We start from the raw sequence: 24,544 nt of genomic DNA, 5'->3' as shown, positions 1-24,544 counted from the left end.
GGACCCAGACGATTCCAACAATCAACCGATTAAGGTCGGTCTAATATAGCCAGAACACTTTTTCGTGACACGTACCTCCTTCGGCTTACCGCGGCGACAGCGCGGCCAAGGTATTGAATAAAAATAGAAAATCAGACGGAGCGGTGAAATATCGGTCATTCTCGCCCAAAAATGGTTTCAGCAATTCGACTGACTGGAGGCCGCAGGTCCTGTCGGTTATCGTGCGCCGATGGATCGACTGATAAAGACAGCAGCGTGGCTGTGGCTTGGCGCTATTGTGTTCGTGACCGTTTCACCGATCGGGATGAGACCGCATGACGTGATGCCGGTCAATTATGATCGGGCCCTTGCCTTCACGCTGATGGCCGGGCTTTTCGTCATGGCTTATCCTCGCCAATTTCTAACCTGCGCGATCCTCGTGATAGCAGGGGCAGCGGCAATGGAACTGCTGCAATATTTGTCCGCCAGCCGTCATGCCAGGCTCGACGATGCTGCCGTGAAGGCTCTCGGTGCAACGATCGGTGTCGCTTTTGGCTATGCAGCCAACCGTCTACGCCGACTTCACCCGTTCAGTCGCTAGTTGGAGGTGTCACGTCCAGAGCAGGGGATTTCATCCTGCCTCCGACACCGAAATCTGGCCCCTGGTTGATCCAGGGGCGACCCTTCTCACTCGATATAGACGCCGACACTTGCTGCCCGACCCATGGAGTCGATCACGGTGAGTTTTGAATAGCCGGCACCGTCCGGGATCCACTGGTTGGTCCGCCGCTTCGACACATCCGGCAGCGGCTTGCCATTGGCTAACCACCGGAAGGGTGCCCGCCCGCCCTGCAGCTTCAGCATCAGCGGCGAGCCATCTCCGCGCCGTGCCCCAAGATCAACGTGCGCCCCCTCGGGCGGATACACGATCTGCGGTGCCTGCTCGCGGCCCGATATCGCAAGGAGGCCACCCGGATTGATGGCAAAGCGCCGTTGGCTGATCGGCAGGTCGGCCTGGGCAATGCGAACCGCTCCCGAGGGCGGGCGGGGAAGGGGCGTCGTCGCAATTCCTGATTTTGCAAAGGCTTCAAACAGGATGGGGGCAGCAGTTCCGTAGCCCGTCAAGCCCGGCACGGCACCATTGTCGGGTCGACCGACCCAGACGCCGAGCACGTAACGGCCATCATATCCGACGGACCAGGCATCACGATAGCCGTAGCTGGTGCCCGTCTTGTACGCGATGCCGCGTTTGTGAGCGCCAGCCGGCGGAATGACGCCCGAGAGGACGTCGGCGACATTCCAGGTGGCCACCGGATCCAGCATGCCCTCGCCATCGATCTTGCCCGGCTGGTCGTTGACGCCATCGCCGATGCGGACTGGCTGGCCGCGGTTTGCGAGGGCGGTGTAAAGCTGCACCAGATCCTTCAGCGTGATGCCGAGGCCCCCGAGCCCGATTGCGAGGCCAGGTGTTTCGTTCGGTGGCAACAGTGGCCGCACCTCGGCACGGCGAAAGCGGATCAGCAGCTTGGCCGGATTGATGGAATCGAGCAACTTGACCGTCGGAACGTTCAGCGACAATTGCAGCGCTTCGCGCACCGTGACATCGCCCTGATAGCTCATGTCGAAATTGCGCGGCCGGTAGCCGAAAAAATCGGCGGGGCGATCCTCGATGATCGTCTCCTGGCTGACAAGACCTTCCTCGAAGGCGAGGCCGTAGATGAATGGCTTCAGGGTGGAGCCCGGCGAACGGCTGAAGCGCGTCATGTCGATCCAGCCAGACCGACTGGCGTCGAAATAGTCGGCCGAGCCAACCTCACCGACGATGTCGCCGGTCTGCGCATCGGCCATGACCATGGCAATCGACAGTTTCGGGCCGAGTCTCGGGGCGGAGGCGCGGGCGACGGCTTCCAATCCGGCCTGCACCTGTTTCTTCAGGGTTGTCTGGTATCGCAGCGCCATTGGATCCGTGCGTCGTGCTGCTTCGCCAACATGGGCCGCAAGCGCCGGGAGCTGCATGCGTCCCGATGGCACGGGGACGACGTCCGCACGCGCCGTCTCACCTTCGCCGACAACGTCGGCAACGGCGACGCGCTCCAGCACCCGTTTGCGAGCCGTTTCGGCTGCCACCAGATTGCGGTCCGGCCGGCGCCCTTCCGGCAGCTGTGGCAGCGCGACAAGGAGAGCGGCCTGCGCAACAGTCAGCCGTCGCGGCTCCTTGCCAAAGTAAGCAAGGCTTGCGGCGCGCACTCCCTCGAGATTCCCGCCATAAGGCGCATGCGTCAGATAGAGATTGAGGATCTGTTCCTTGGAAAGCCGCCGCTCAATCTGGATGGCGCGCGCCATTTGCAGGAGTTTCGCCGACAGCGAGCGGCCCTGCCGCGGCTCGATGAGCCGGGCGACCTGCATTGACAGCGTCGATGCACCTGAGACGATGCGGCCATGGGTGACGAGTTGGAGAGCGGCACGTCCGATGGCCTGCAGGTCGATGCCCGCATGGGTGTAGAACCGCCGGTCCTCATAGGCGACCAGCATCTTGAGAAACCGCGGATCGACGTCGGCCACGGTCGTCTTCAGACGCCAGAGGCCCCCGGGAATTGCGAAGGCGCGCAGCAGCTGACCGTCCTGGTCGAGCACTTCGGCCGAGACCATGTCCGCCGTCGTGAGAGGCGGCGGATAGGTCCGGTCGGCGGCATCGAGCAAAACCAGTCCGGCACCGGCAAGGACGATGCCGGCAGCGCTTCCGATCGCAAGCTTTCTTCCAAGCCTCATTTCGACGCTGCGGTGACCTCCATCTTGCCGGTTGCTGTACGCGCAGACAGCTGCGGCCGATACATGTCCTCGACCACGGCCGCCGGATGATCGTAGGTGCCGGGGGTCACGGCACGCACGACATAGGCGACATTGATCTCACGATTGTCGTCCGCCGACCGATTGAATGCGGCCACGAAGCGGTCATTGCGGAATTCGGTATGGGCAGCCGTCACCTCGCCGATCCAGTCGAAGTTCGTCAGTTGGGCGCTGTCGACCAGGCTCGGATTGTCGATCTGGAAGCCGGCAGGCAGCAGGTCCGTCACGACGATCCGCGACGGCCAGTTGTTGCTTTCCGTGATGTGCAGGACAACGACATAGCGTTCGTTCTGCGTGGCCCCGGTGACATTCGCCTCCTCGCCATCCATCGTGTAGTAGTTACGTTCGATGGCAAAGCCATCACCACCCGCGGGCGGCGGCACGACGGGGGCTGCAACCGTCGTCACGACAGCCGATAGGGGTTCGCCGGTTTGGTTGATGAGCGCAAGGCTGTTGCCGAGCAAGGCGTCGCCTGTCATCTTTGCCATGTAGGCGCCATTGTGCAACGCGCCGTTGACATCGATCTTGATCGAATCATCACCGCCCTGGATGGCCCGCGCGGCAAGCAGCATCCAGGCTTGTTCCTGCGTGCTTGTGTACTTGCTGCGGTTCCATTCCTTGGCGACTGCTTTCGCCAGTTCCGGAACCACGGGTGGAACAGGACGGCTCTCGGCGGCAAGCGCCAGGATTGCAGCCCCATCCCGCAGGATCGAGCCGTAATCCGTCCTCGAAAGGTTGACGCGCGTTACCATCGACTGCTCAGACATCTGCAGGGCGTCGACGAAGATGTTTTTCGAACGGATCGCATCGCCGTAGAGGGCCAGTGCCGCAGCAATATGAGCCTTGGCTAGTGGCGTCGGGAAGTCGTTGATGGCAGTGTCGGCATAGTAGCGCAGGTCGCTGATCGCGGCTTTCTTGTTGCGGGCAAGAACATAGAGCGCATAGGCGATCTGGTCGCCCTGATCCTTGACATTGACGTCGTAGCTCAGCGCGTTCTGAAGGTTCTCAAGTGCCTGTGCGAAAGCACGCTCGGGGACATCATATCTCTGCTCGCGTGCGCGGGTCAGGAAGTCGGTGACATAGGAATCGAGCCAGAGGTCGCCGCTATCCGGTCCCCACAAGCCAAAACTTCCCGCCGAAGCCTGATAGGAAAGCACGCGGTAGATCGCATCCTGTACCCGTTTCTTGACATCCGCATCATCGTCCAGGCCAGCCTGTCCTGCCAGCTCGCTCAGATATAGGAGTGGCAAGGCCCGGCTGGTCGTCTGCTCGGCGCAACCGAACGGATAGCGGTCGAGGGACATCAGCAAAGCCGGAATGTCGAAGGCGGCAGAACGTGTGACGCTGACGCTGACGGAGGCGCCCGGCAATACGCTGTCTGCCAGCAATGCCTTGTCGACGGTCAGCTTGGTGGCGGGATTGAGCGCGAGCACACGGCGTTCGGTGATCGGCAGGACGGCCGGTCGGACAGGGACGTCGACCGTCTGATCCAGCGGCAGCCCGGCCATGTCAACAAGATTGATCGAAACGCTGCCATTGCCCGGCTGCTTGCCGACGACAGCCAGCGTGACGGCTGATTTGGCTCCCGCCTCCAGATGGATCGTCTGGGCGGGCTGATTGACCCCCACAGCCTCATTACCGGCAACAGTCAGCTTGAAATCGCCTGCTGGCGCATCCGTATTGGCAATATCGAGCCGAAGTTCGGACGTATCTCCAGGCGCCAGGAAGCGCGGGAGGCTCGCCGTCACCACGACCGGATCGCGGATGACGACGTCCTTCGTTGCGTGGCCAACGCCGGCTTTCGACCAGGCGACCGCCATGACGCGGGCCGTGCCGTTGAACTGCGGAATTTCGAAGTTGACGGTTGCCTTGCCATCGGCATCGAGTTTCACGGGGCCGGAGAAGAAGGCGACAAGCTTTTGCGTCGGCGGGCTTCCCTGAAGTGCCACAGCACCTCCGTCCCCGCCTGTCCTCAGCTTGCCGGTAGCGCCGAGCGAACCGTCGATCAGCCGTCCGTAGAGATCACGGATCTCAAGCCCAAGCTGCCGCTGGCCAAAATACCAGTCTTCTGGGTTGGGCGGTTCGTAGCGGGTCAGATTGAGAATACCGACATCGACCGCGGCAACGGTCACATAAGTGTCCTCGCTGGCCTTGGCACCGGCAACGGCAAGGGTGATTGGCAAGGACGAGCGCGGCAGCATCTTTTCAGGCGCATTGATCGCGACCTGAAGCGCACGCTCCGCCGGATCAACCTTTAGCCATTTCACGCCGATCGAGCGCATCGGCATGTGGCTTTCCTGCGCATCACCCGGGCGAAAAAGCGTGGCGGTCACGTAGGCACCGGCACCCCAGTCGGAGGTGATGGGGATATCGACTTCGCCGCCCTTCTCGCCGATTGAAGCGTTCTGCACGGCCACGAGATTTTCCGTTCCTGCGGCGATCATCAATTCGCCGGCGTAGCGCGACGAGACCTTCAGCTTGGCCGTCTCACCAATCTTGTAGCTGTCCTTGTCGAGTGCGATCTCAAGGCCGTCGGGCGTTTCCGTCGATGTCGCCTGGACGAACCAGCCTGCGTCGAATTCCACGCTCGTCACAGGGCCATCGGTCTCGGTGCTTTCGACCTCAAGGCGGTAGCGCCCCCAGGCGACTGCAGACGATATTTTCGCACCATCAAGAGACGCATCGACATTGCCGTTGGAAACCTGCTCGGCAGTATAGATCGGCTCGTACTTCCAGGCTGTACCGTCGCGGTACCATTGATAGTCCCGGTTCAGCCTATAGAGCTTCCAGCGCAGCCCACTCATCGCCTGCTTCTGACCATCCGCATCGAGGCCGATAACCGTGAAGTTCGCGATCGAATTTTCGCCAAGGTCGCCCGAGAATTCCGGCTTGATGCCGATCATTGGGCCCTGGTTCTTGACGGGAAGAACAAGCGACCGCTCGATGGCGCGACCACCGGCTTCCTGCATCCTGATGTAGACGGTGGCGCTCAGAAGTTGCGTCGTCCCCGGCAGATCGCCGACAGTCAACTCGGTGATGGCTTCGCCGTTGTCGTCGAGGTCGGGCAGACCTTCTATGGTCTGGCGTGTGTCTTCGGCTGCTTCCTCGTCGGCGAGGCCAAAGAAGTAGCCGGGGAAGGCCTTCGCCTGGCGGGTCGGCTTGATCACGACATCGCCTTCGAGCGACAGACCCGCCGCTGGCGCGCCGTAGAGATACTTGCCGCTGATGTTGATTGTCGCGGAGGTCTCCGGACCGATTATTTTTGCATCGGTCCTGATCTCCATGTCGGTGCGATCGGGCACGAAATCATCGACAAGGAAGGTTCTTGTCGCGATCGGCGAGCCCTTTGGGTCGGTATGAATGTTCATCGTCCAGGTACCGCGCATGGCGCTTTCCTGAACGGGCAGGTCAATGGCATAGCCGCCGACGTTGCTGGTCTGGCTGACGATCCGGCGGTCCTCGACACCATCGGGGCGCAGGAAGATGAAGGTCAGTGGCAGATTCTCGATCGCCTTGCCATCGGTATCGCGGGCAAGAGCAGCGGCATGGACCGTCTCGCCGGCGCGGTAGATGCCGCGCTCGGTCCAACTCAAGACGTCGATTGCGCCAGGAGACGCGCGCCCTGTGACGCCCCGATCGGAGAGGTCAAATCCCGCTCGGGTCATGTCGAGGAAGACGTAATCTGCATCATTTTTTCTGGCGGTGATAACAGCAGGCGTCAGGGCAGCTGTCGCACGCATCAGACCCGCGGTGAACTTTGCGCGGCCGTTCTCGTCCGTGGTCGCGGTGCCGAGCACCTCATTGTTCTTCGCCAGAAGCTGCAGCTGGACCCCAGCGATCGGTTTTGCCGAGGCCAGCGAGCGGGTGAAAACATTGAGGCCATCCGTACCTGCATAAGTCGTGATGCCGATATCGGAAACGACAAACCATTGCGTCGCCTGGGCATTCCAGTCCTGGTTCGGGGCATTTGGCGCCGTTGCCGTCAGAACATAGACGCCCGGTTTGCGCTCTGGCAGCGCCTCGTCCACCGGGAAGCTGGTGACGACATCCTTGTTGAGATCATTGGCGACGTCGATCGAGCCTTGCCAGACCAGTTCGCCGCTTTCGTCCTCGATCCGCTGCGCGCTATAGCCATCAAGCTGTGTCAGGAACTGCGAGCTCGTCAAAAGCGGCGCGATACCGCGATCGCCAATGCGATAGAGCTTGAGATTGGCGGAAGCCATGTTGACCGAAACGATCGGGATCCCGCGACGAACGGTCGAAGGCAGGACGAAACTGTCCCCCGTGAAGCGCACGCTTGCCGTGCGATCCTTGACATAGATATCGAGGCTGACCGGCGCCTCCAGGACCTCGTCCACGGAAGACGGAAGGCCAGTACGAAAGGCGATCTTGTAGTTCTCTCCGTGTGCCAGCCCCTCGATGCAGATCTGCTTGTCATTGGTCTCGAGAGCCTTGGGCGCGGCGCCGTTCAAGGTCACGAAGGCGGTGTAGTCGATCGTCTTGACCAGCGTTTCGGAGAATGTCGCACAGGCGCGAGGGTTTGCACCGTCGGCATCGACAGTGTGCTCGGTCATGCGAAACCCTTGAGCCGCCTTCAGCTGCAGGAACGCCGCCTGGACATCCTTCGAGCCGACCAGTGCCAGGCTCGCCTTGTAGGCGTTGAGTGCGGCGCGATAATTTGCGTTCTTGTCGAGGGCGGCGGCAAGGACGGCCAGCGCCTCCGCACGGCTCGTCGTCGTCCGCGTCAGCTCATAGCCGTTGACGGCGGCAAGGACGGCCTGTCCGTAGAGGTCGCTGCCATTGTTGTCGTCGGTCTTGACGAAGCTGTCAGCCGCGCGGGCCGTCTCCAGCCACAGGGCGGCATCATCAGCGGAGAGAGCGAGCGCACTTCGAAAGGATTTCACGGCGTCGATGGCGTTGCCTGATGTCAGGTCGAGGCGACCATTGGCGATCAGGCTGTCGGCACTCTGGCTCTGCTGATCGTCAGCCACTTCAAGATTGGACTTGTCGTCGCGGGCCTGCTGGATAACGTCGCCGGACAGGAAGGTGAGGCGGGGAGCGGCACCAATATCCGGTTCCTTCTTAGCGGCCGAAGTCTCGACGATCTTGCCAGCGATGGCGCCGGGGAAGGGGTTCATCGTCTTGAAGTCGGATTTCAGGAAGCACCATTTCACCTTCGGATTGTAGGTGAAGGCTTTGCAGGACTTGTCGCCTATGCAGGACGACTTGCACTGATCCAGGGTGAGGTTCTGTTCCGTGCGCAGGTCGAAGCCGAAGTAATCGGCATCCTGTATCGTCTGTATGGTACGTGTGGTCTCGGCAGCTGCTGCCGGTGAGCTGACCGAGATAAGGGTCGCGGCGACGGCAAAAAACGCGCGTACAAACATAGGTCCCCCAAGATGCTGGCGCTGATCAGGCCTGCACTCTCGGCACTCTCTATCCAGTTGTCAACACTGGCAAAACGCTGTCTGAGAGACACCCCACGGACCGCGAGCATGCATAGCCGGAATTCGTCAATTCCGACCGGTTTTGCACCAACAGCTCTGCATTCCGGAACCATTTCGCCCTCGTCCCGTTTCCGAAAGGCCTGCCCAAGGCGGTCAAGTGGATGTGGATGTTTTGAGTTTAAAGGGGCACTTATGTTCGGCCGTGTGGAAAACAAGTTCACCGAAGACGGCGCACGCAAAGTCATGATCGTGGAAGACGAGTTCCTGATCGCGCTTGATCTGGAAGCGACCGTTACGGAAATGGGCCTCGATGTGGTTGGTCTCGCGCGAGACACCGAGCAGGCTCTATCGCTTGCGCCTAAGGCCGACATTGCGTTTGTGGACGTTAATCTTGCAGACGGCGCGACGGGGCCTGATATTGGTCAGCGTCTTGTCGACGAGTATGGCGTTACGGTTGTGTTCATGACGGGAAATCCCGAGATGGTCGAGGGTCGTGTCCGCGGCGCGCTCGGAGTCGTCAAAAAACCGGCGACACCGTCAATCGTGCAGAGGTCCCTACAGGAGGCACTCGAGGCGCGCCGCGTGGTATAGAGCTCGGATTGGCCGGGATCATTGTCGCCAAATTGTCAGATAATTCCGGTGAGCAGGCCGAAACCGGCCAGTGCTGCAATACTTCCGCCCGCGCGGGTGACAATCTTCCCGTGGCGCTCGGTTGCCTTGCCTACTAGCCAGCCCACCAGGATCCCAAGGCCGTGCAGTGTTGCGGTTGCCACCAAAAACCCGGCTGCATAGGCGATCCTGCCATCCGCTTCGGGCATCTCAAGGCCATGCGCATGTCCATGAAAGACTGCAAATAGACCAACGACGCCCGTCGCGACGGCAACCGGCGTCCGTACTCCGATTGCAATAGCGGCACCAAGCACGATGACGGACAGGGCGATGCCGGTTTCAACAAAGGGCACGGAGATCTTCGCTGCTCCAAGTGCGCCGCCGAGAGCCATCAACGACACAAAACCGGTCGGGACGGTGAATAGCGCACGACCGCCGAGCTGCCATGCGAGGATGCCGACCAGGACCATCGCGAGCACATGGTCAAGTCCCGTCACCGGATGAACGAAGCCATGAAAAAAACCGATCGTTTGGCCGTCGCCTGGATGGGCGAGGGCAAGCGAGGGAACAAGAACGCAAGCCGCGAGTGCAATGCTGAATCTTTTCGTTTTTGAAAACATTGTGTCCCCTATCAATGCAGCTTTGCCGGGAAAAATGGCACGGTGAACGGCAAGGATAAAGCTAAAAAAAAGTGCTGCCACCGTCATTTGACGTAGGTCTCTCGAGAAGCTCACGTCGGTTGCAACGTGCCGAAGACGGCAACAAGGCCAAGGACAAGGAAGCCGAAAGCGATTTCCGCAATGGTGGCCCACGTCAACCATCCCAGCGTCGCGCTCCGGCCGAGCCTCGGAACAAGGATATAGCGATTGTTGATCGCGATCCCGACCAGAAGGCAGACGATAAAGATCTTGATACCGAGGAGACGTTGATAGTCTATCTGCCAGTCCAATGGAGGGGCTTTGACGACAAGGATGGTGTTGGCGATACCTGTTGTGATCACCAGCCCGACGGCCACATGTCCCGCTGTCGAAAACCGTGTCAATGCAAGACGAGCGTCCTGCTGCCACATTGATTCACGAAGTTTAGGAAGGATAACCACGATGGCGGGAAGCGCACCGATCCAGGCGCCTCCCGACAGGAGATGAAGACCGTCGTTGATGCGGTGCAGGGGTCGTAGCCAGCCACTGTTCATGGCGGCGTGACCGGTCATCGTCGTGCTGATCAAAAGCAGTGCTGCACCGACGGCTACCGCGCGTCGCCCGACAAATGGCACCACGAACGACAGGAGCAGAAAGACGGTCGCGCAGGCCTGGCCAATCCAGGCCTGGCCAACGTTGGTCTCGCCTAGGATAGACTTAAGCATCTCCGGCTGAAACGCGTCGGCCCACCCCTCGCCAATCGTGGCAGCCTGCAGCGGAAGCGTCAGGGCGGTCGTGATGATGACCAGGAACAGTGCGAGCCGATACCAGGTGTGCAACTGCTGGCCCACCTGTGCAGACAATCCCGATGGAACGAACCAGCCGAGGTACGCGGACGCTCCCCACAAGAACATGGCAGAGCCATAAAGGGAAAAGCGGCACAGGATGAGCGCAGAGTCGGGAGTCACGGCTTGACCGTGAAGCTATAATTGCCGTTTGATTTGTGTCCGTCCGTCGAAAGAACATGCCAGTCCACCGAGTAGGCCCCTGGACCTAGCCGCTCCGAAAGTGGGACCTTTAGCGTCTTGCCTTCGTCGACGAGAACAGGATCGCCTGTTTTGACAGATGCCTTGCCGGGGCCGGTGACCTTTGCGCCCGAGAAATTGATGTTGAGTTCCTCGGAAAAATGCAAATCGATTTCCGCGGGCGCTGCCGCGACGGTTGCCTTGTCGGCGGGGAGGCTGTCAGTCAAATGGGCGTGTGCCAAAGCGCGGCCTGCAGTGAAGAGAAGCGCTACGAGCAACAGGGCTGTGAAACGAGAATGGGTCATTGAAATTCCCCTTGCTGAGACATTTTGAAACTCGCCGACAAGCACGCTATTGCGGCTTTGACATATCCATTCCGCCCATATCGTGATGACCGTCCGGAGAAGTCGACTTTACACCTCCAGCGTTTCCGACAGTGAATTCTACGTCGACGGAACCGGCCTTTTCGAAGGTCAGGGTCGCCTTGATCGTTTCGCCCTCCTTGAAAGGCTTAGCAACATCCATGAACATGACGTGAAAACCGCCCGGCTTGAGTTCTACCGTTTTGCCGGCTGGTATCGTCAATCCGTCAACAACCGGCCGCATTGTCATCACTCCATTGGCGACGCTCATCTGGTGGACCTCCGCCGTTGCCGCGCGTTCGGATGTAATGCTGACAAGCCTGTCATCGATAGAACCGGTGTTGGTAAGCTCAAGGTAACCGCCACCCACCTTTGCACCGGGCACCATGGCCCGCGCACGGGGGTGTCCGATATCGATGGCGCCCACCTTGACGTCATTGGCGGTAGCGACTGCAGCAAACAGGCCGGCAAAAGACAGGCTTGTTATGAGAATGATCAGCTTTTTCAAAATGTGTTCCTAGCAGAGGGATTCCTCGCAACGACGGAAAGCGACGGTCGGAAGAAAAACGCCCCTTGTGAGATGGAAATTGGATGCGGTTCGATCTACCAATGGCCGAACGGATATCCGCAGCGCAAATCGGCGCCTATTGTGCCAGGCATTGCGGATGAGCCGATTTGCCGGTTCAAGCAAATGCGGGCGGACCGGGTGGTGCCCTGGGCCCAGTGTTTGGCGATATGATCCGTCTGAAAGACACTTCAACGTCATAATGCCACAAAGCAAGGGTCGCGGCAGGAAGATGTTTGCTGCGATCATTGTCAGGAACCGGCAATAGAACCGAGGCGGCAATCCAGCAAGCTTCACAGCCATGCAATTGCTGCGCCGTATGCTTGTCCATCCCGGTTGCCTTGTGCGCTATGCAGATAACGGGAAGCGTGCCGTCAGGAAGGATATATTCTGCAAACTCGGCAGGAGCGAACGCCTCTTTTGCAAGGGATGGCGTTTGATGGGCGAAGCTGACAAGCAGCAGGGCGATTGCGCAGGTCATGCGCAACATCCATAGCATGATCATCGCCTTTCGTGCCTGCAACCGCCTCTCCTTCGCTGACGCGAATGCTTATAGGGAGCAAAGCAATAGATCTCAATGCGGCAATTTGAAAGGGGCTCGAAACGGATATAGCTCGCGTCGTCGCAAACACAAATCCGGTGTAGCGTGTTTGTGATATGGCCGGCTAGCTCCTGAACTGTTCGGAGGCGCAGACGGGCAACATAACTGGCTTGTCGCCGATGGCCTCGACCGTCGATGGTCGCTGCTTGTTCGCGTTGCAGTAAGCGCCTTCTCGGCCGCGCGTCGGGTCTTTGCCCGACCAGGCGTCGGTGTGCCTATCCGGCATGACAAATTGGTTCCGGTTACGACGAGACTTTATAATGGCGCGCCTGCGTACGCGTTTTACTTTTGTTCATCTTGCAGACGTACTCTAGGTCAAATTGCGTAGCAGCGGATATATTGAACAAAACAATATAAATTGATCTATTTTACGAAGAGGAACTAGGCGCCGCCTCTCAAACAGAATTGCCACTGGAGAAAGCTTTCATCTCCTTTTTAAGGACAGTGATGGGTGCGATCTCTAAAAACAACGGTTCGCTAGAGAGCATGTCGATGCGCCGGTGACTATCACAAAAGTCGTCACCTAGAGTCCTTGGTAGAGGTTGATTGGGGAGGACCCTACAGCAACAATTGCGAAGGCAGTGACCGAGCCGTCGCAAGGTTAATAGAGCGGAGAACCGGGCAATGAAGGCAGTCAGATTCGGCCATCGCGTCATCGGATTTCTGGCGCGCAAATCGCGTAGAGCCGATGCCATTGGCAGCTGTCCGACGAACAGACCGAGGTTGAGCCGATCGTCATGGAACATCTTCCGACCGGTCAGGCTGCGCAATGCTGCGTGGGGGAGCATTGCCATGCTTATGTCGGCCACTTTATCAGCGTCTGGCGCCTCCCTTGCCGAGGGCAAAGATGACGTGTGCGGCGGCTCGTCACCATGCCTGCCCGCCCCCGAACAGACGCATTGCGCCGAGCGCCCATCTGTATGCGGCTATCCCGATGAGACTAATACCGGGCCTGCACGCGGAACCGTCCTCCGACGGGTGCCGCAAGATGTGTCGTCAGGCCCAGGATGGGCGTGGGAGCCGAACATGGGCAGGCTACGCGTCACGGGGCCGGGAGCAACGATCGAAGCCGTCGAAGTGCATGGACAGGTCGTCATCGACGCACCGAATGTCACACTGCGTGACAGTAAGATAGTCGCGTGCGACACAGATTCCATCGTTGCCGTCCGTGCCGGTCGCCCCGCAGATGGCTATGACGCCGACGACGCGCGTATCGAGAATAATCTCCTGGGATGCGATGGCGCGGCAGATCAGCGGGCTAGCCGCGGCGTAAGCGATGTTTATGGCAGTGCAAGGGGCCTGATCGTTCGCGGAAACAATATCTGGAACGTGTCCAACGGTATTACGATCGAGCGCGAGGGCCTAGTACAGGGAAATTTCGTGCGCGATCTTGGCCACAAGGCGGGCGACCATCATTCGGGCATCTCCAATCATGGCGGAGCGACCGATGTTATCTTCGACCACAATACGGTTCTGCTTTCTCAGGAGGGCGTTTCAGCTCCGATCGTTGTCTATTCGGATTTCGCCCCGGCGCGCAACGTGACGATTACACGCAATCTTGTTTCGGGCGGTTCCTACTGCGTGTACGGTGGCGAATCCGGGGCATTCGCGCCCAGTAGTGGCCACATCCGGATCATTGGCAACCGTTTTTCAAAAATCTACGGCCACAATGGCCATTGCGGAATTTACGGTCAGATCGCGACGTTCGCTCCAACCAACCGCAGTGACTGGGCCGGCAATGCCTGGGACGAGGATCTTCGCCCCTTGAGCGGCGAGTAGTTCCCAGTCCAAAGCAAAATAGGAAGTCAAGCTGACTAGCAAAATGATGATTGGAACCAGCCACATGTTTCCCCTCCCTGATTTCCAAGGACAGTTCATTGTTTCGCGGGGCGACTGCCCGACGGCTGCGAGTGCCACGCGCCACTGTCTAGAAACGCTATGCGTTGACGTCTTTGAACCACTGAACAGGGTTGAGGTGCTGGATGCTTCCGGCCGCTCAATAGGACTTTTTCTAGGAACCGTCATCGATACCGACGCGGAGGAAATTCTCACGTCCTCCATACGGTTGGACGATTCACTGGATCAGATCAACGATATCGACCAGTGGGTTGAGGAACAGATCTACCGGCTAGCGGGCAGTTTTGTCTTCGTACTCGATACAACCTCTGCGCAACGTATCTATCTCGATGCGAACGGCAGCAATTCCCTGGTTTACGACCCTCAAACCAAAACTGCAGCCGCCACGACCGCTTTGCTTCTCGACCCAGCAGCCTACCGCCAACGGTTCGATAACGAGCTGTATCGAGGATTGACCGTTGATGAGGATGGCTGGTTTCCAGCAGGACTGACTGCACATACCGGCATCAGACGCCTAATGTGCAACCACTATCTTGATATGGAAACTATGCAGACGGTGCGGCATTGGCCTGCCGGCAAGATTGAGGAAGCCAAGAATCTCTCAGAACCGGTCGCCTTGATAGTGGATAAAGTCGAACGCACAATACGGGCAATCCAGCGGACCGGACTTGGGACAATGGCTCTTACAGCGGGCAACGAGACGCGGCTTCTTCTCGGCTGTTGCCGTAGTTTTGCCGGAGATATTGACTTCGTCACAGTCAAGGCCCCGGGTGCGGAACTGGACGTCACGCGCTCGAGGGAACTAGCAAGGCGCTTCGACTTGAAGCATCGCCTGCTCGAATATGTAGAAGCGGACGCGAATGGAGCGAGAGCTTGGCAGTTGCGCGTCGGCCATTGCATCACCGGCTCCAATATGACGATGCATCCAAGCGTAGAGCCACTGAACGGCAGGATATTCATCGGAGGCCTCGGCGGCGAGATAGGCCGCGGCTTCCTTTGGTTGAATTCAGAACAAGGAATAGCCATTGATGCGCCTGGCATCGTGTCGAGGCTGAAGCTTCCGCAGCATCCTTTGTTACTTAAGGAGGTGCAGCGTTGGCTCGAACCGCTCAGGCACTATGACAGCCTCTTCCTGTTAGATCTTGCCTATATGGAACTCCGTATGAGTTGCTGGGCTTTCTCGCAGTCGTACGCTGCGCCGCGGATAGTCGAGGTGAACCCGCTTGTTTCAAGAGATATCTATATGGCGATGCTGTCTGTGACACCATCCCTCAGACGCAACAACGGCCTCATAGTGCAGGGGATCCAACAAACGTGGCCGGAATTGCTATCGCTTCCAATAAATCGCTATGGCGATTGGCGCGACAGGGCGAGGATAGCGCGTAACGCAATGGCATCTCCGAATCGGGCGATTCGGAAAATTCGACAGCTGACCTCAGTCAAACTCGGCCGCATGCTCGCACGCCGCGCCGAGTAGGCAACGCTGCGCAACCTGGGGACGGAGTGTATAGAGGGCGGCGGCCATGTCGACATCGCGGTCCACGGGCACAGGACCCATCCGTGCTGACAGCCTCAATGGCCGGCATTCGGCAATGACCCTATGCCGCCGCCATTCATGACCGCGAACGCAAAATCCCTGTGACTGTGCCTGTGTCACACGCGAGCCAAGTTCCGAAGAGATCGCCGCGACAATCTGTACTTCATCTCGTTGCCGAACCGTCGCCACCGGCCGCTATCGACAAGCTCAAGCCGTCCCATTCCTCCCTGTTCCGTTTCGATAGGTAAAGTCAACGCCAGTCGACGGTGCCTACAAAAGGCCGCCCGACTCGGTTGCGTACGGGCGTGATGACAGGCGGCCGGAAGGTCGACGGTTCGGAATGGCGCCAGGCCCGTCGCGGCTTGCTTTGCGATGCTGGTTGCCGGCATCGAGAAGCCAGCTGCCGCTTCCCAGGAAAAACAAGAAAAGCACGTAGGTGGCGTTCCAGAAATGCACAGTCCAACCAACGAGGAAATAACCGCTCATGACAGCCAGATAGGCCGTGCGATACTGGACGAGCTGTGGCTCGAGACCGCGCTTGAAAGCAACCGGAATGACCATCATGAAGAAGGCCAATATCATCAGCAGACCGGCAGGGATGCCGAACAGGACGGCATGATAAAGCCAGAACATGTCGATGCTGTTTGGCATCCATTCCGGTCGGTCCCATCTGTTGAAGCCCACCCCGAAGAGCGGATGATTGAGGGCTGAACCGGATCCGAAGTGCCATATCAGGGTACGATAGTTAGCCGAGGCCGCATCAAAGGTGAAATGGGTCATTAGAAATTCTGGGACCGACTGGTTGGAGACCAGCGAGATCATCCCGTACATTGCAAGGAGAAGGATCCAGAGCACGCGCCAGCGCTTCGGATAAGCGTTGAAAACCCGGTCCCAGAACAAGATGAGAATCTGAACCATAAGGGCGGTTATCGGGCCTGAAGATAGCGAAAGAGCTGCGGTCACGAGCACAACTGCGGTCGCACCCCAGCGCTGCACGGGTGACGCTTTCTCGCATACAACGAGGTGGACGAGGGCGAGGATGGCGCCGCAGGTTACGCCGAACAGTATCGGGTGTTCGAAGACGCTTTGCACGCGCCGCAACCCCCAGCGCGGAATGTTTTCCGCAACGACGTGAGTCGGGAAAAGTTTCGAAAAGACATCCAGCGATATGTTCGTGTTCGACACGGACTCAATGATCGCGAGGGGAAAGATCATGACGATGATCCAGAATAGCAGGCGGGACATCGCATGGAACTGCTCGGGCGTACGGATGAAGCACCGTCCCAAAAAATAGGCTCCGGCGGTTTCGACGGTCATCGTTCCGGCGGGCTGAAGGGCAGCATCTACGCCATGCACGACGGACAGGCTGATGAAACACCACAGACAATAAAAGCATATGGAAATGTCGGCGGCGCGAATGGTGCCTGCTCGACCGGTCAACCACATGAAGATGCAGGGCACCGCAGCAAGAATCAACACAAGCCGGTACGGAGAAATCCAGACGGAGCCGATCTGCCATAGCCAAGGAAGGAATGCACAAATGATGAAAGCCTTAACGGCCAATGCCAGCCGGGTGGTGGGCGCAGCGGCAGTCTCTCGCCGGCGAAGCGTTTGGCGCGAAAGGGGGGCAGGGCCGTCCTCAAGGATGGCGGTGTCCGTATTTACCCTTGTTCTGGCTGAAGCCCTCATAATAAACCGCAGTCTGGATTGCTGATATTTCACTTTGATATCACGGTCGCAGATCTCTAGCGCACTACACACTAAGGATTAGGAGGGCACTTGGAGCGCCAGGTCCGCGATCCAATCGCCACCGCGTTTATCAGAACCACGTCGAGCGAGTTTCCCACCCCCGAAAAAGGACTGTGCGTTGACATGGAATCTCCTTTGCCTGATCCCGCGTCGCGTTGTGACCTACGACCACACTAGCAAGGATTGGACCCGCCGCGTTGTCGTCCTGCAAGCCCTTCTCAAGAAACCTGTTCCGAGTAAAAGGCTATGAGCCGGATGATCCTTGAGACCGGCCAGCAGGAACTTCATGGCCCACCTGGGCTTGCCGACTTTGTAGAACGTGATGGCAAGATCGATGAGCATCCACGACCGCTGGTTTTTCCGAAGCGACAGGACCGCCCTATGCTTTCGCAAGATACGGAGCATACCGATCATCTGCTTGCGCGGATTGGAGGAAATGCTGTCTGCTGAAGCAAAGCCAAGAACGACCGGCTCGATATCCTCGTAAACCGTCGTGTGTTGGACGAGCCTGATCGCGAATTCCCAATCCTCGTTGGCGCGAGCGCAGCTATCAAACCAAGCGGTGTACGGCAGGCAGTCACGCCGAAAAAGTGCGTTCTGCACACTAATTCGGTTTTCCGTCAGGAGATGGCTCAGTTGATCTTCGTCCACGCGCAGGCATGTTTCTGGTTGCGGTGCGTATGCGACGCGTCCTGGGCCATAGTTGAAGCGGGCGTCCCGGCCGTAAACGATCTTTGCGCCCGTGAGGGCGCCAACATGATGCGGCATACCCGAGAGCAGTGTTACCTGTTTCATGAGCTTTCCGGGCAGCCAGAGATCGTCACTGTCCTGGAAGGCAATGAAACGTCCTTTGGCTTCCATAAGCCCGGTGTTGCGGGCGGCCGCTGCCCCCCCATTGATCGACCGGCGTACATAGCGCAGCCGGGGGTCGTCGATCGCCTTGATGACCCCTTCCACATCTTCTCGCGAACCATCGTCAACGATGATCAGCTCGAAGTTGGTATAGGATTGTGAAAGAACACTTGCGATAGCTGCTGGGAGGCTGTGCGTCCGATTGTAGGTAGGTAGTATGACGGAAACCTCAGCAGTCATCGTGGCCCTCCGGGCGCATACTCTTTCATCGCTTCGATAGTGTCATGATTATACAATCTCGAATCTGTCGAAAAGACAGACCAAAGCGGACTATGCCCTATCCTTTAGAGGAACTGCTGTCTCGGCACAGGGTGATGGAAAGAGGGCGTACATAGACCACACCAAAGGTGGCATTGTCTCTGATCAAGCCCGCATCCATACTGCTTTACTAAATCCTCGTTGAAGGGATCTCGACGGTTAAGCAAGGGAATAAATGACGTGGCGAAGATTGTGCTTGTAGCGCCAACGTGCAACGGGGAAGATGTTGGCGAGGCATGGGTGGCGTCTCAATGGGCGCGAAGGCTTTCCGAGCGTCACGATGTAACACTGCTGACGTATTTCAAACGCGGAGCCAGGCCCGCCAGCGAGCAAATGACCGGCATAAGGGTCATCGAGTGGCAGGAGCCGCCATTGCTTGGCCGAGCGGAGCGATTGAACAGTCTCATGAAACCAGGCTACGTGCCCTTCTACATCAGGGCCCGCCGATGGCTGATCTCAGCGCTAGAGAGGGGAGAACGCTTCGACATCGTTCATCAACCAGTCCCGGTTGCCATGCGCTACCCGTCACCTGCGGCGAAGCTGGGGCTGCCGCTGATCATCGGTCCGGTTGGTGGCGGTTTGTCAACGCCAGCGGGCTTTGCTGCGGACGAGGCGTCCAGCCCTTGGTTCATGAAGCTTCGGCATCTGGACCGTATGCGGTTACGCTGGGACCCAATGTTGCGCGCCAGCTTCCAAAGCGCCGATTGTGTCCTCGGCATCGCCAGCTATGTACGTGAACAACTTGCCGGGATTCCGTTGCAACGTTTCGAGGTGATGAGCGAGACCGGCCTTGACGGCATCCCGGCGCCCATCGACAGATCAGCGCGACCTAATCCGATAAAGCTGATCTATGTCGGCCGCCTCGTGCGAACCAAGGGCGCGCGCGACATCATTCGCTCCATGAACTTGATTCGCGATTTGCCTGTTGAGCTCGATATCGTCGGAGAAGGTCCGGAGCGGTCTGAGTGCGAACGGCTCATCGCCGAACTCCATCTAGGCGACCGTGTGCGGTTGCACGGCTGGCGGCGGAAGGAAGAGTTGCCGGAGCTTTACCGTAAGGCCGATATCTTCGTCTTTCCGAGCTATCGAGAACCGGGCGGGAACGTGGCGTTGGAGGCTATGGCGTTCTCATTGCCGTTGATCGTCGTCGATCGCGGCGGGCCGGGAAGTGCCGTGTCTTCCGGCTGTGCGATTAAGCTTCAGGTCACGACACCGGATGCTCTGGCTATTGATATCGCTGCGGCCATCCGAAAACTGACCGTGGATCAAGATCTGCGAAACAGGATGGGGGCGGCTGCCTACGCGCATGTGGGCCAGACTGCACTCTGGTCGGCAAAGCTCGACCGGATGGACGCAATTTACGCCGATCTTATCAACGCGTCTCAACGCGCCGGCGCGCTTTGAGGCCCCGCGGCCGAGAAGAGTGCGGCGTATAAGGCTGCCCGATGTCCGGGGCCAAGCGTCATGCGCATCGTCTCGCCGACGATGATGCCGAGGCGGAAAAACAAGGTGGCGAAGGCACTGTGATGCCGACGGAAGTAGCGTATGCGATTGGACGTCATAAGCCCTGAAAGATAGGCGTTCTGGTGATACTCGCCGCCGGAATGTGCTACGCAGGCATCGGCCACATACGCGACCTCCATTCCGGCACTCCGCACCCTTTCCATGTAGTCGACCTCCTCGCTGTAGAGAAAGAAGGTTTCGTCCCAGGAGCCGACTGTTTTGCGCGCCTTGGCTGAAATCGCCAGGGCTGCACCGGTCGCCCAGTCGACTGCGCCGCCGCGTCTGTAAAGATCGGGTGAAGCAACGATTTCGCCGAGACCGAGTTTGGCTGCCAGCTTCGTTCCGAGGAGTGCGTCCGACCAGATCGTGAGGAGAGACGGCTCGCGCCTCACTGAATGGGCAACTGTTCCATCATCGTTGAGGAGTTTCGGGGCAACTACGCCGATCGCATCATCCGAAAGCCGCCGGGAGAGAGTGCGAACACAGCCCGCCTGCAACCGAATATCCGGATTGAGGACCAGGACATCGATCTCTGGGGCAATTGTCGCGACAGCAACGTTGATCCCACCTGCATAGCCGGCATTTTTACCCGTTTCTATCACCGTCGCGCCGATTGGATGCGCCTGCGCCAAGGCGACGGAATCGTCGTGAGAAGCATTGTCGACGATAATAATCTCATATCGATCTGTGCCTTCAAGGCCGCTCGCAAGAGAATCGAGCATTCCCGGTAGAACTCCGGCGCTGTTGTAGGTGACGACTACGAGAGCAATCCCCGCATTGGTGCTGAAGCATGGTTCAGCACCAAGCGGGACCTTTTTCGACATCGCATCCATTTGCCTTTTCTCACTTTCGTTGCGATTTGGCTGCGGGTAGGATGCCGCCACATTGTCCAAAGATGGCCTCTGATGAAAGACTGTCGAGAGAGGTAGGGATACGAGACGCAGACAGGCGCCGTCATCCTGAAAGGCTAGTCGGGCTTTAGAAAAGATCATCCTATTGGCGAATGAGAAGATAGTCCTCACCCGATCGGGACTACGGCTTTAAGCCTTTGCCATGAGGATTAGGTCGCATACCCGTTTAGTATAGCACCTCCAATTGGTGCATTCATCGGTTTCGACCCTACTCACTTGCGGCATTCCGTAAGTCTTTGAGAGCGGTGGTTAGGGCGATCGAATTTTCTAATATGATTTTATTGCAGCTGGCGTTTCGCGCATTGAGGCGGAGAAACCGTTCGGTTGTCCACTTCTATCGTTCAGGGTTTTCTATGGCCAATGATGTTCATGATAGCCGAGGGTCGAACGGGGGAATGCCCGGAGGGTTCGCAGAGCGCCATGCAGCCGGCGGCATCAATGCCGCGGACATGCGCTTGCAGGCGCTCGCCGCCACATCCTTATCAGCCAGCAGCAGGCTGGATCCGCTTCTGCAGCTTGCTTTAGCTGGTTTGCCGGCCATGCACCGCAACGGCATTTTCGGGCACACATTGCGCGGTCAGCATTCGACATCAGGGTGGAACACGCGGCTGGAAGGGGAAAGCATTCGCTATGCAGCGATGGTCGCACTCGGCCTTTCGCGCGTGAGCGACGAGGTTCAGCGGCAAGTGCTCGGTTTCGGCAATGCTGCAGATCTCGCCAAGATGACCGCGCAGCGTGCCGAGTCGTCGCAGGACATCGGTGCGTTGGCGGTCGCGACATGGGCAACAGTCGAGATCTCCGGCGACCGGCCCTCCGCTCTCTTTCTCAAGCTCCGGGACTACCTCGCGGCCGACGTTCCCATCGCGACGGTCGCGTGCTCCTGGGCCTTAACAGCCGCTGTCGCGGCGTGGGGATGGGGACCGGCAATTGAGGTGGCGCATCTGGCCCGCAGGAAGCTTCTCTCGGGTTGGTCGGGCTCGGGGATCTTTCCGCACGTGCTGCCGTCCACCTCAGCCGGTTGGCTGCGCGGTCATATCGGGTCCTTCGCCGACCAGGTTTATCCGATCCAGGCGCTGGCGCGCTTTCACGTCGTGACGAACAATAGGGAAGCGCTCACGATCGCGGAAACCTGTGCGGAGACAATATGCGCTCATCAAGGCCCGCAAGGACAGTGGTGGTGGCATTATGATGCGCGGACGGGCCAGGTCACGGAAGGCTATCCCGTCTACAGCGTGCACCAGCATGCGATGGCGCCCATGGTCCTGCATGAACTCCATCAAGCCGGCGGCAAGGACCGTCTCTCGGCGATCGTCAAGGGTCTCCACTGGATCTATGAACATCCGGAAACGTCTGCGGAGCTGATAGATGCCGAACGAGGGGTGATCTGGCGGAAAGTGGCACGGCGCGAGCCGGGCAAGGCCGTTCGCGGGGCGGCCGCGATGACGACTGCCGTTTTCCCGGCCTTATGGTCTCCGAAACTCGTCAATTACATCTTTCCGCCGATCCGTGTCGACCACGAGTGCCGCCCCTACGAGTTGGGCTGGCTGCTCTACGCTTGGCTTTCAAGCGATGTCATCACCCAGCTTGCGTTGGAAGCAAGCACCGAAAACAACCAAAAGGCTCGGGAGGGCTGAATGTCGGGCAGTCGGCAACTCTTATTCGGAATGTATCTAGACGCAATGCGCATGGACGAGGTCATCGACAAGTGCCGCGCGGCACTCAACACGCGCAGTCGACTGATGCTCGGCGTCGTTAACGCAGCCAAGATCGTCAATCTTCGCAAGGACACGCAACTGAGGGATTCCCTGATTGAATGTGACCTTCTGCTTGCTGACGGCCAGTCAGTGGTTTGGGCGAGCAAGCTCTTTCGGCGCCCGCTTCCCGAGCGGGTGGCCGGGATCGACATATTCCAGCGGTTGCTCCGGCTGGCCAACGATGAGGAACGCTCCATCGCGCTTCTCGGCGCGCGGCCCGAAGTACTCAGCAAGTTGGAAAAGGTCATCGCCGAACGTTTCCCTGAAGCGAGAATCGTATTCAGCCGTAACGGGTATTTCGGAGCGGGCGAGTCGGCCGAAATCGCCGCGGGAATTCGCGACTCCGCCGCTGACATATTGTTTATCGGCATGACTTCGCCGCTGAAGGAGATCTTTCTTGCCACTCATGCCGCCTCTCTCGGTGTCCCGATTCTGCATGGCGTGGGCGGTTCCTTTGACGTGATGGCGGGCCTCACGCGTCGCGCACCGCTCGGGTGGCAGAAGGTCGGCATGGAATGGGCCTATCGCGTGTTGCTGGAGCCACGGCGCCTCTGGTGGCGTTATCTGTCGACAAATACACGCTTCATTCAATTGACGGCCGTGGAGGCCATTCGTCCGGCCCGCGCCTTTCGGCACAGCTAATACGGACTCTAGCGACATTGGTGTTTTAAAGGGGTAGGGGTTTATGAGCGAAGTTTTCAAGGGCCGGCTGGCAATCCTGGGATTGGGCTACATCGGCCTGCCGACTGCTGTGGCAATCGCCACCCGGGGCGTCGATGTCGTCGGCGTGGACATAAACCCGGCGATCGTCGCGGCCGTATCGCGGGGAGAGGTGCCATTCACCGAACCCGATCTCGCCGTGGCTGTGAGCGGCGCCGTGGCGATGGGTCGACTGACCGCCACCTCTGAACTCCCAGAGGCCGACGCCTTTATCATTGCCGTACCCACTCCCTTCAACGAGGATCGCTCGGCAAACTTGTCTTTCGTCAAAGCGGCGGCGGAACAGATCGCCTCTCGGCTCAAAGTCGGAAACATCGTCGTGCTGGAGTCTACCTCACCCCCCGGGACGACCGAGCAGGTATGCAGATGGATTTCGGCGCTCCGGCCGGATCTAAGGATGCCGCTTGACGGCGAGAACGGCGCGGACGTCTACATCGCACATTGCCCCGAGCGTGTGCTGCCGGGCCGCATCATGATTGAGATTGTCACGAACGATCGGGTCGTTGGTGGTCTCACGCCCAAATGCGCCGAAAAGGCGGCTTCGATATACCGTCTGTTCGCGCAGGGCGAAATCCTGCTGACGGATGCCGCAAGCGCCGAAATGGCGAAGCTGGTCGAGAACGCCTACAGGGACGTGAACCTTGCATTTGCAAACGAGATTTCGCTTGTTTGCGAAACATTGCATATCGATGCCTGGGAGGTTATCCGGCTCGCCAACAGGCACCCGAGGGTCAACATCCTTAATCCGGGGCCCGGCGTCGGTGGACATTGCATTCCAGTCGATCCCTGGTTCATTGTTGGTGCAGCGCCCGAGCAGGCCCGACTTATACGGACAGCGCGAGAAGTGAACGACCAGCGGCCGCATCATGTAGCGGGTCAGGTTGTAGAAAAAGCCCAAAGGTTCCGTTCACCGAAGATCGCCTGTCTGGGCCTTACCTTCAAGGCCAATGTGGACGATGTCCGAGAGAGCCCCGCCATCGAGGTGGTCGATCTTATCGCAAAGTCTCTTCCCGAGGTGGAGGTGATTGTGGCTGATCCCTATGTTGACAAGCTTCCCAAGGAGTTGTCCGGCCGTGACAACTTGCGTCTCGAGGGAGCACATTCGGCTGTCGAAAACGCGGACATCGTGGTGCTCCTGGTCGAGCACGATCCATTCAAAACGATCCGCCATACTCGGCTTGGAGGCAAAGTCGTCTACGACACGCGTGGCGCATGGCGCCAATAGGGGCGAGTGCCGCCAACCGATGCGGACGAAGAGATCCTGACAGCA

The 24,544-nt window shown here is 58.8% G+C and carries 18 protein-coding genes; 9 read left to right on the top strand and 9 right to left on the bottom strand.

The features are described 5' to 3' along the window. Nucleotides 1–229: 229 nt before the first annotated feature. Nucleotides 230–580, top strand: a complete 351-nt coding sequence (locus FHT97_RS27650; protein WP_183756540.1) for a VanZ family protein — start codon at nucleotides 230–232, stop codon at nucleotides 578–580. An 86-nt stretch (nucleotides 581–666) separates the two neighbouring features. Here the strand turns inward: FHT97_RS27650 and pbpC are convergent, their stop codons facing one another. Together pbpC and FHT97_RS27640 are read right to left on the bottom strand one after the other, a co-directional pair. Continuing rightward, nucleotides 667–2,748 (bottom strand): penicillin-binding protein 1C, encoded by a 2,082-nt coding sequence (pbpC, locus tag FHT97_RS27645; RefSeq protein WP_183864825.1) that lies wholly within the window; start codon nucleotides 2,746–2,748, stop codon nucleotides 667–669. Continuing rightward, nucleotides 2,745–8,213 carry an alpha-2-macroglobulin family protein gene (locus tag FHT97_RS27640; protein WP_183756538.1) on the bottom strand — a complete coding sequence of 1,823 codons (5,469 nt, stop codon included), beginning with the start codon at nucleotides 8,211–8,213 and terminating at the stop codon, nucleotides 2,745–2,747. The genes pbpC and FHT97_RS27640 overlap by 4 nt, the downstream gene beginning before the upstream one ends. A gap of 252 nt (nucleotides 8,214–8,465) precedes the next feature. Between FHT97_RS27640 and FHT97_RS27635 the strand changes: the two genes are divergently transcribed. Beyond that, nucleotides 8,466–8,864: a response regulator gene (locus FHT97_RS27635; protein ID WP_183756537.1), complete on the top strand. Its 399-nt coding sequence runs from the start codon at nucleotides 8,466–8,468 to the stop codon at nucleotides 8,862–8,864. Between the two features lie 35 nt (nucleotides 8,865–8,899). Here FHT97_RS27635 and FHT97_RS27630 read toward each other — a convergent pair whose 3' ends face one another. From FHT97_RS27630 to FHT97_RS27615, 4 genes are all read right to left on the bottom strand, one after another. Beyond that, nucleotides 8,900–9,502, bottom strand: a complete 603-nt coding sequence (locus FHT97_RS27630; RefSeq protein WP_183756536.1) for a HupE/UreJ family protein — start codon at nucleotides 9,500–9,502, stop codon at nucleotides 8,900–8,902. 110 nt (nucleotides 9,503–9,612) lie between these two features. After that, nucleotides 9,613–10,488: a copper homeostasis membrane protein CopD gene (gene copD, locus FHT97_RS27625; protein ID WP_183756535.1), complete on the bottom strand. Its 876-nt coding sequence runs from the start codon at nucleotides 10,486–10,488 to the stop codon at nucleotides 9,613–9,615. Then, the gene (gene copC, locus FHT97_RS27620) at nucleotides 10,485–10,850 is read right to left on the bottom strand and encodes a copper homeostasis periplasmic binding protein CopC (RefSeq protein WP_183756534.1); all 366 of its coding nucleotides are present in this window, start codon (nucleotides 10,848–10,850) and stop codon (nucleotides 10,485–10,487) included. The genes copD and copC overlap by 4 nt, the downstream gene beginning before the upstream one ends. 46 nt (nucleotides 10,851–10,896) lie before the next feature. Further along, the gene (locus tag FHT97_RS27615) at nucleotides 10,897–11,415 is read right to left on the bottom strand and encodes a copper chaperone PCu(A)C (protein ID WP_183756533.1); all 519 of its coding nucleotides are present in this window, start codon (nucleotides 11,413–11,415) and stop codon (nucleotides 10,897–10,899) included. 1,684 nt (nucleotides 11,416–13,099) lie between these two features. On the opposite strand from FHT97_RS27615, the gene FHT97_RS27610 reads away from it, so the two are divergent. Both FHT97_RS27610 and FHT97_RS27605 read left to right on the top strand, forming a co-directional pair. Beyond that, complete coding sequence (locus FHT97_RS27610; protein ID WP_183756532.1) at nucleotides 13,100–13,852, top strand: hypothetical protein; 753 nt, start codon at nucleotides 13,100–13,102, stop codon at nucleotides 13,850–13,852. Between the two features lie 43 nt (nucleotides 13,853–13,895). Continuing rightward, nucleotides 13,896–15,407, top strand: a complete 1,512-nt coding sequence (locus FHT97_RS27605; RefSeq protein ID WP_246712813.1) for a hypothetical protein — start codon at nucleotides 13,896–13,898, stop codon at nucleotides 15,405–15,407. Nucleotides 15,408–15,737: 330 nt separating this feature from the next. Here FHT97_RS27605 and FHT97_RS27600 read toward each other — a convergent pair whose 3' ends face one another. Further along, the gene (locus tag FHT97_RS27600) at nucleotides 15,738–16,712 is read right to left on the bottom strand and encodes an O-antigen ligase family protein (protein WP_246712812.1); all 975 of its coding nucleotides are present in this window, start codon (nucleotides 16,710–16,712) and stop codon (nucleotides 15,738–15,740) included. A 3-nt stretch (nucleotides 16,713–16,715) separates the two neighbouring features. On the opposite strand from FHT97_RS27600, the gene FHT97_RS31180 reads away from it, so the two are divergent. Continuing rightward, nucleotides 16,716–16,988 carry a hypothetical protein gene (locus FHT97_RS31180; RefSeq protein ID WP_246712811.1) on the top strand — a complete coding sequence of 91 codons (273 nt, stop codon included), beginning with the start codon at nucleotides 16,716–16,718 and terminating at the stop codon, nucleotides 16,986–16,988. Between the two features lie 390 nt (nucleotides 16,989–17,378). Here the strand turns inward: FHT97_RS31180 and FHT97_RS27595 are convergent, their stop codons facing one another. Next, nucleotides 17,379–18,308 (bottom strand): glycosyltransferase family 2 protein, encoded by a 930-nt coding sequence (locus tag FHT97_RS27595; RefSeq protein WP_183756531.1) that lies wholly within the window; start codon nucleotides 18,306–18,308, stop codon nucleotides 17,379–17,381. Nucleotides 18,309–18,566: 258 nt separating this feature from the next. Here FHT97_RS27595 and FHT97_RS27590 point away from each other — a divergent pair, with 258 nt between their 5' ends. Continuing rightward, on the top strand, nucleotides 18,567–19,790 hold the full coding sequence (locus FHT97_RS27590) for a glycosyltransferase family 4 protein (RefSeq protein WP_183756530.1): 1,224 nt from the start codon (nucleotides 18,567–18,569) through the stop codon (nucleotides 19,788–19,790). On the opposite strand, the gene FHT97_RS27585 is transcribed toward FHT97_RS27590, so the two are convergent. Then, complete coding sequence (locus FHT97_RS27585; RefSeq protein WP_183756529.1) at nucleotides 19,769–20,713, bottom strand: glycosyltransferase family 2 protein; 945 nt, start codon at nucleotides 20,711–20,713, stop codon at nucleotides 19,769–19,771. The genes FHT97_RS27590 and FHT97_RS27585 overlap by 22 nt on opposite strands. A gap of 482 nt (nucleotides 20,714–21,195) precedes the next feature. On the opposite strand from FHT97_RS27585, the gene FHT97_RS27580 reads away from it, so the two are divergent. From FHT97_RS27580 to wecC, 3 genes are read left to right on the top strand one after another with little or no spacing between them, the layout of a single operon-like run. Further along, nucleotides 21,196–22,434 (top strand): hypothetical protein, encoded by a 1,239-nt coding sequence (locus FHT97_RS27580; RefSeq protein ID WP_246712810.1) that lies wholly within the window; start codon nucleotides 21,196–21,198, stop codon nucleotides 22,432–22,434. Continuing rightward, the gene (locus FHT97_RS27575) at nucleotides 22,435–23,196 is read left to right on the top strand and encodes a WecB/TagA/CpsF family glycosyltransferase (RefSeq protein WP_210280964.1); all 762 of its coding nucleotides are present in this window, start codon (nucleotides 22,435–22,437) and stop codon (nucleotides 23,194–23,196) included. Nucleotides 23,197–23,239: 43 nt separating this feature from the next. Next, entirely contained in the window at nucleotides 23,240–24,499 is a 1,260-nt protein-coding gene (wecC, locus tag FHT97_RS27570; protein WP_183756527.1) for a UDP-N-acetyl-D-mannosamine dehydrogenase, read from the top strand. The last annotated feature ends 45 nt before the right edge of the window (nucleotides 24,500–24,544 follow it).

Origin of the sequence: Rhizobium sp. BK399, from assembly GCF_014194695.1 — a bacterium.
In the GTDB taxonomy this organism is placed as follows: Bacteria; Pseudomonadota; Alphaproteobacteria; order Rhizobiales; family Rhizobiaceae; genus Rhizobium.
This window is presented reverse-complemented; position numbering and strand designations above follow the sequence as displayed.

Excerpts from the sequence above, each read along its gene's own strand:
- FHT97_RS27610 (WP_183756532.1), top strand. The coding sequence starts at position 13,100 with ATGGGCAGGCTACGCGTCACGGGGCCGGGAGCAACGATCGAAGCCGTC.
- FHT97_RS27630 (WP_183756536.1), bottom strand. The coding sequence starts at position 9,502 with ATGTTTTCAAAAACGAAAAGATTCAGCATTGCACTCGCGGCTTGCGTT.
- FHT97_RS27595 (WP_183756531.1), bottom strand. The coding sequence starts at position 18,308 with ATGACTGCTGAGGTTTCCGTCATACTACCTACCTACAATCGGACGCAC.
- FHT97_RS27585 (WP_183756529.1), bottom strand. The coding sequence starts at position 20,713 with ATGTCGAAAAAGGTCCCGCTTGGTGCTGAACCATGCTTCAGCACCAAT.
- FHT97_RS27605 (WP_246712813.1), top strand. The coding sequence starts at position 13,896 with ATGATGATTGGAACCAGCCACATGTTTCCCCTCCCTGATTTCCAAGGA.
- pbpC (WP_183864825.1), bottom strand. The coding sequence starts at position 2,748 with ATGAGGCTTGGAAGAAAGCTTGCGATCGGAAGCGCTGCCGGCATCGTC.
- FHT97_RS27600 (WP_246712812.1), bottom strand. The coding sequence starts at position 16,712 with ATGTCCCGCCTGCTATTCTGGATCATCGTCATGATCTTTCCCCTCGCG.
- FHT97_RS27575 (WP_210280964.1), top strand. The coding sequence starts at position 22,435 with ATGTCGGGCAGTCGGCAACTCTTATTCGGAATGTATCTAGACGCAATG.
- wecC (WP_183756527.1), top strand. The coding sequence starts at position 23,240 with ATGAGCGAAGTTTTCAAGGGCCGGCTGGCAATCCTGGGATTGGGCTAC.
- FHT97_RS27635 (WP_183756537.1), top strand. The coding sequence starts at position 8,466 with ATGTTCGGCCGTGTGGAAAACAAGTTCACCGAAGACGGCGCACGCAAA.
- FHT97_RS31180 (WP_246712811.1), top strand. The coding sequence starts at position 16,716 with ATGGAACTGCTCGGGCGTACGGATGAAGCACCGTCCCAAAAAATAGGC.
- FHT97_RS27650 (WP_183756540.1), top strand. The coding sequence starts at position 230 with ATGGATCGACTGATAAAGACAGCAGCGTGGCTGTGGCTTGGCGCTATT.
- FHT97_RS27580 (WP_246712810.1), top strand. The coding sequence starts at position 21,196 with ATGCCCGGAGGGTTCGCAGAGCGCCATGCAGCCGGCGGCATCAATGCC.
- copC (WP_183756534.1), bottom strand. The coding sequence starts at position 10,850 with ATGACCCATTCTCGTTTCACAGCCCTGTTGCTCGTAGCGCTTCTCTTC.
- FHT97_RS27640 (WP_183756538.1), bottom strand. The coding sequence starts at position 8,213 with ATGTTTGTACGCGCGTTTTTTGCCGTCGCCGCGACCCTTATCTCGGTC.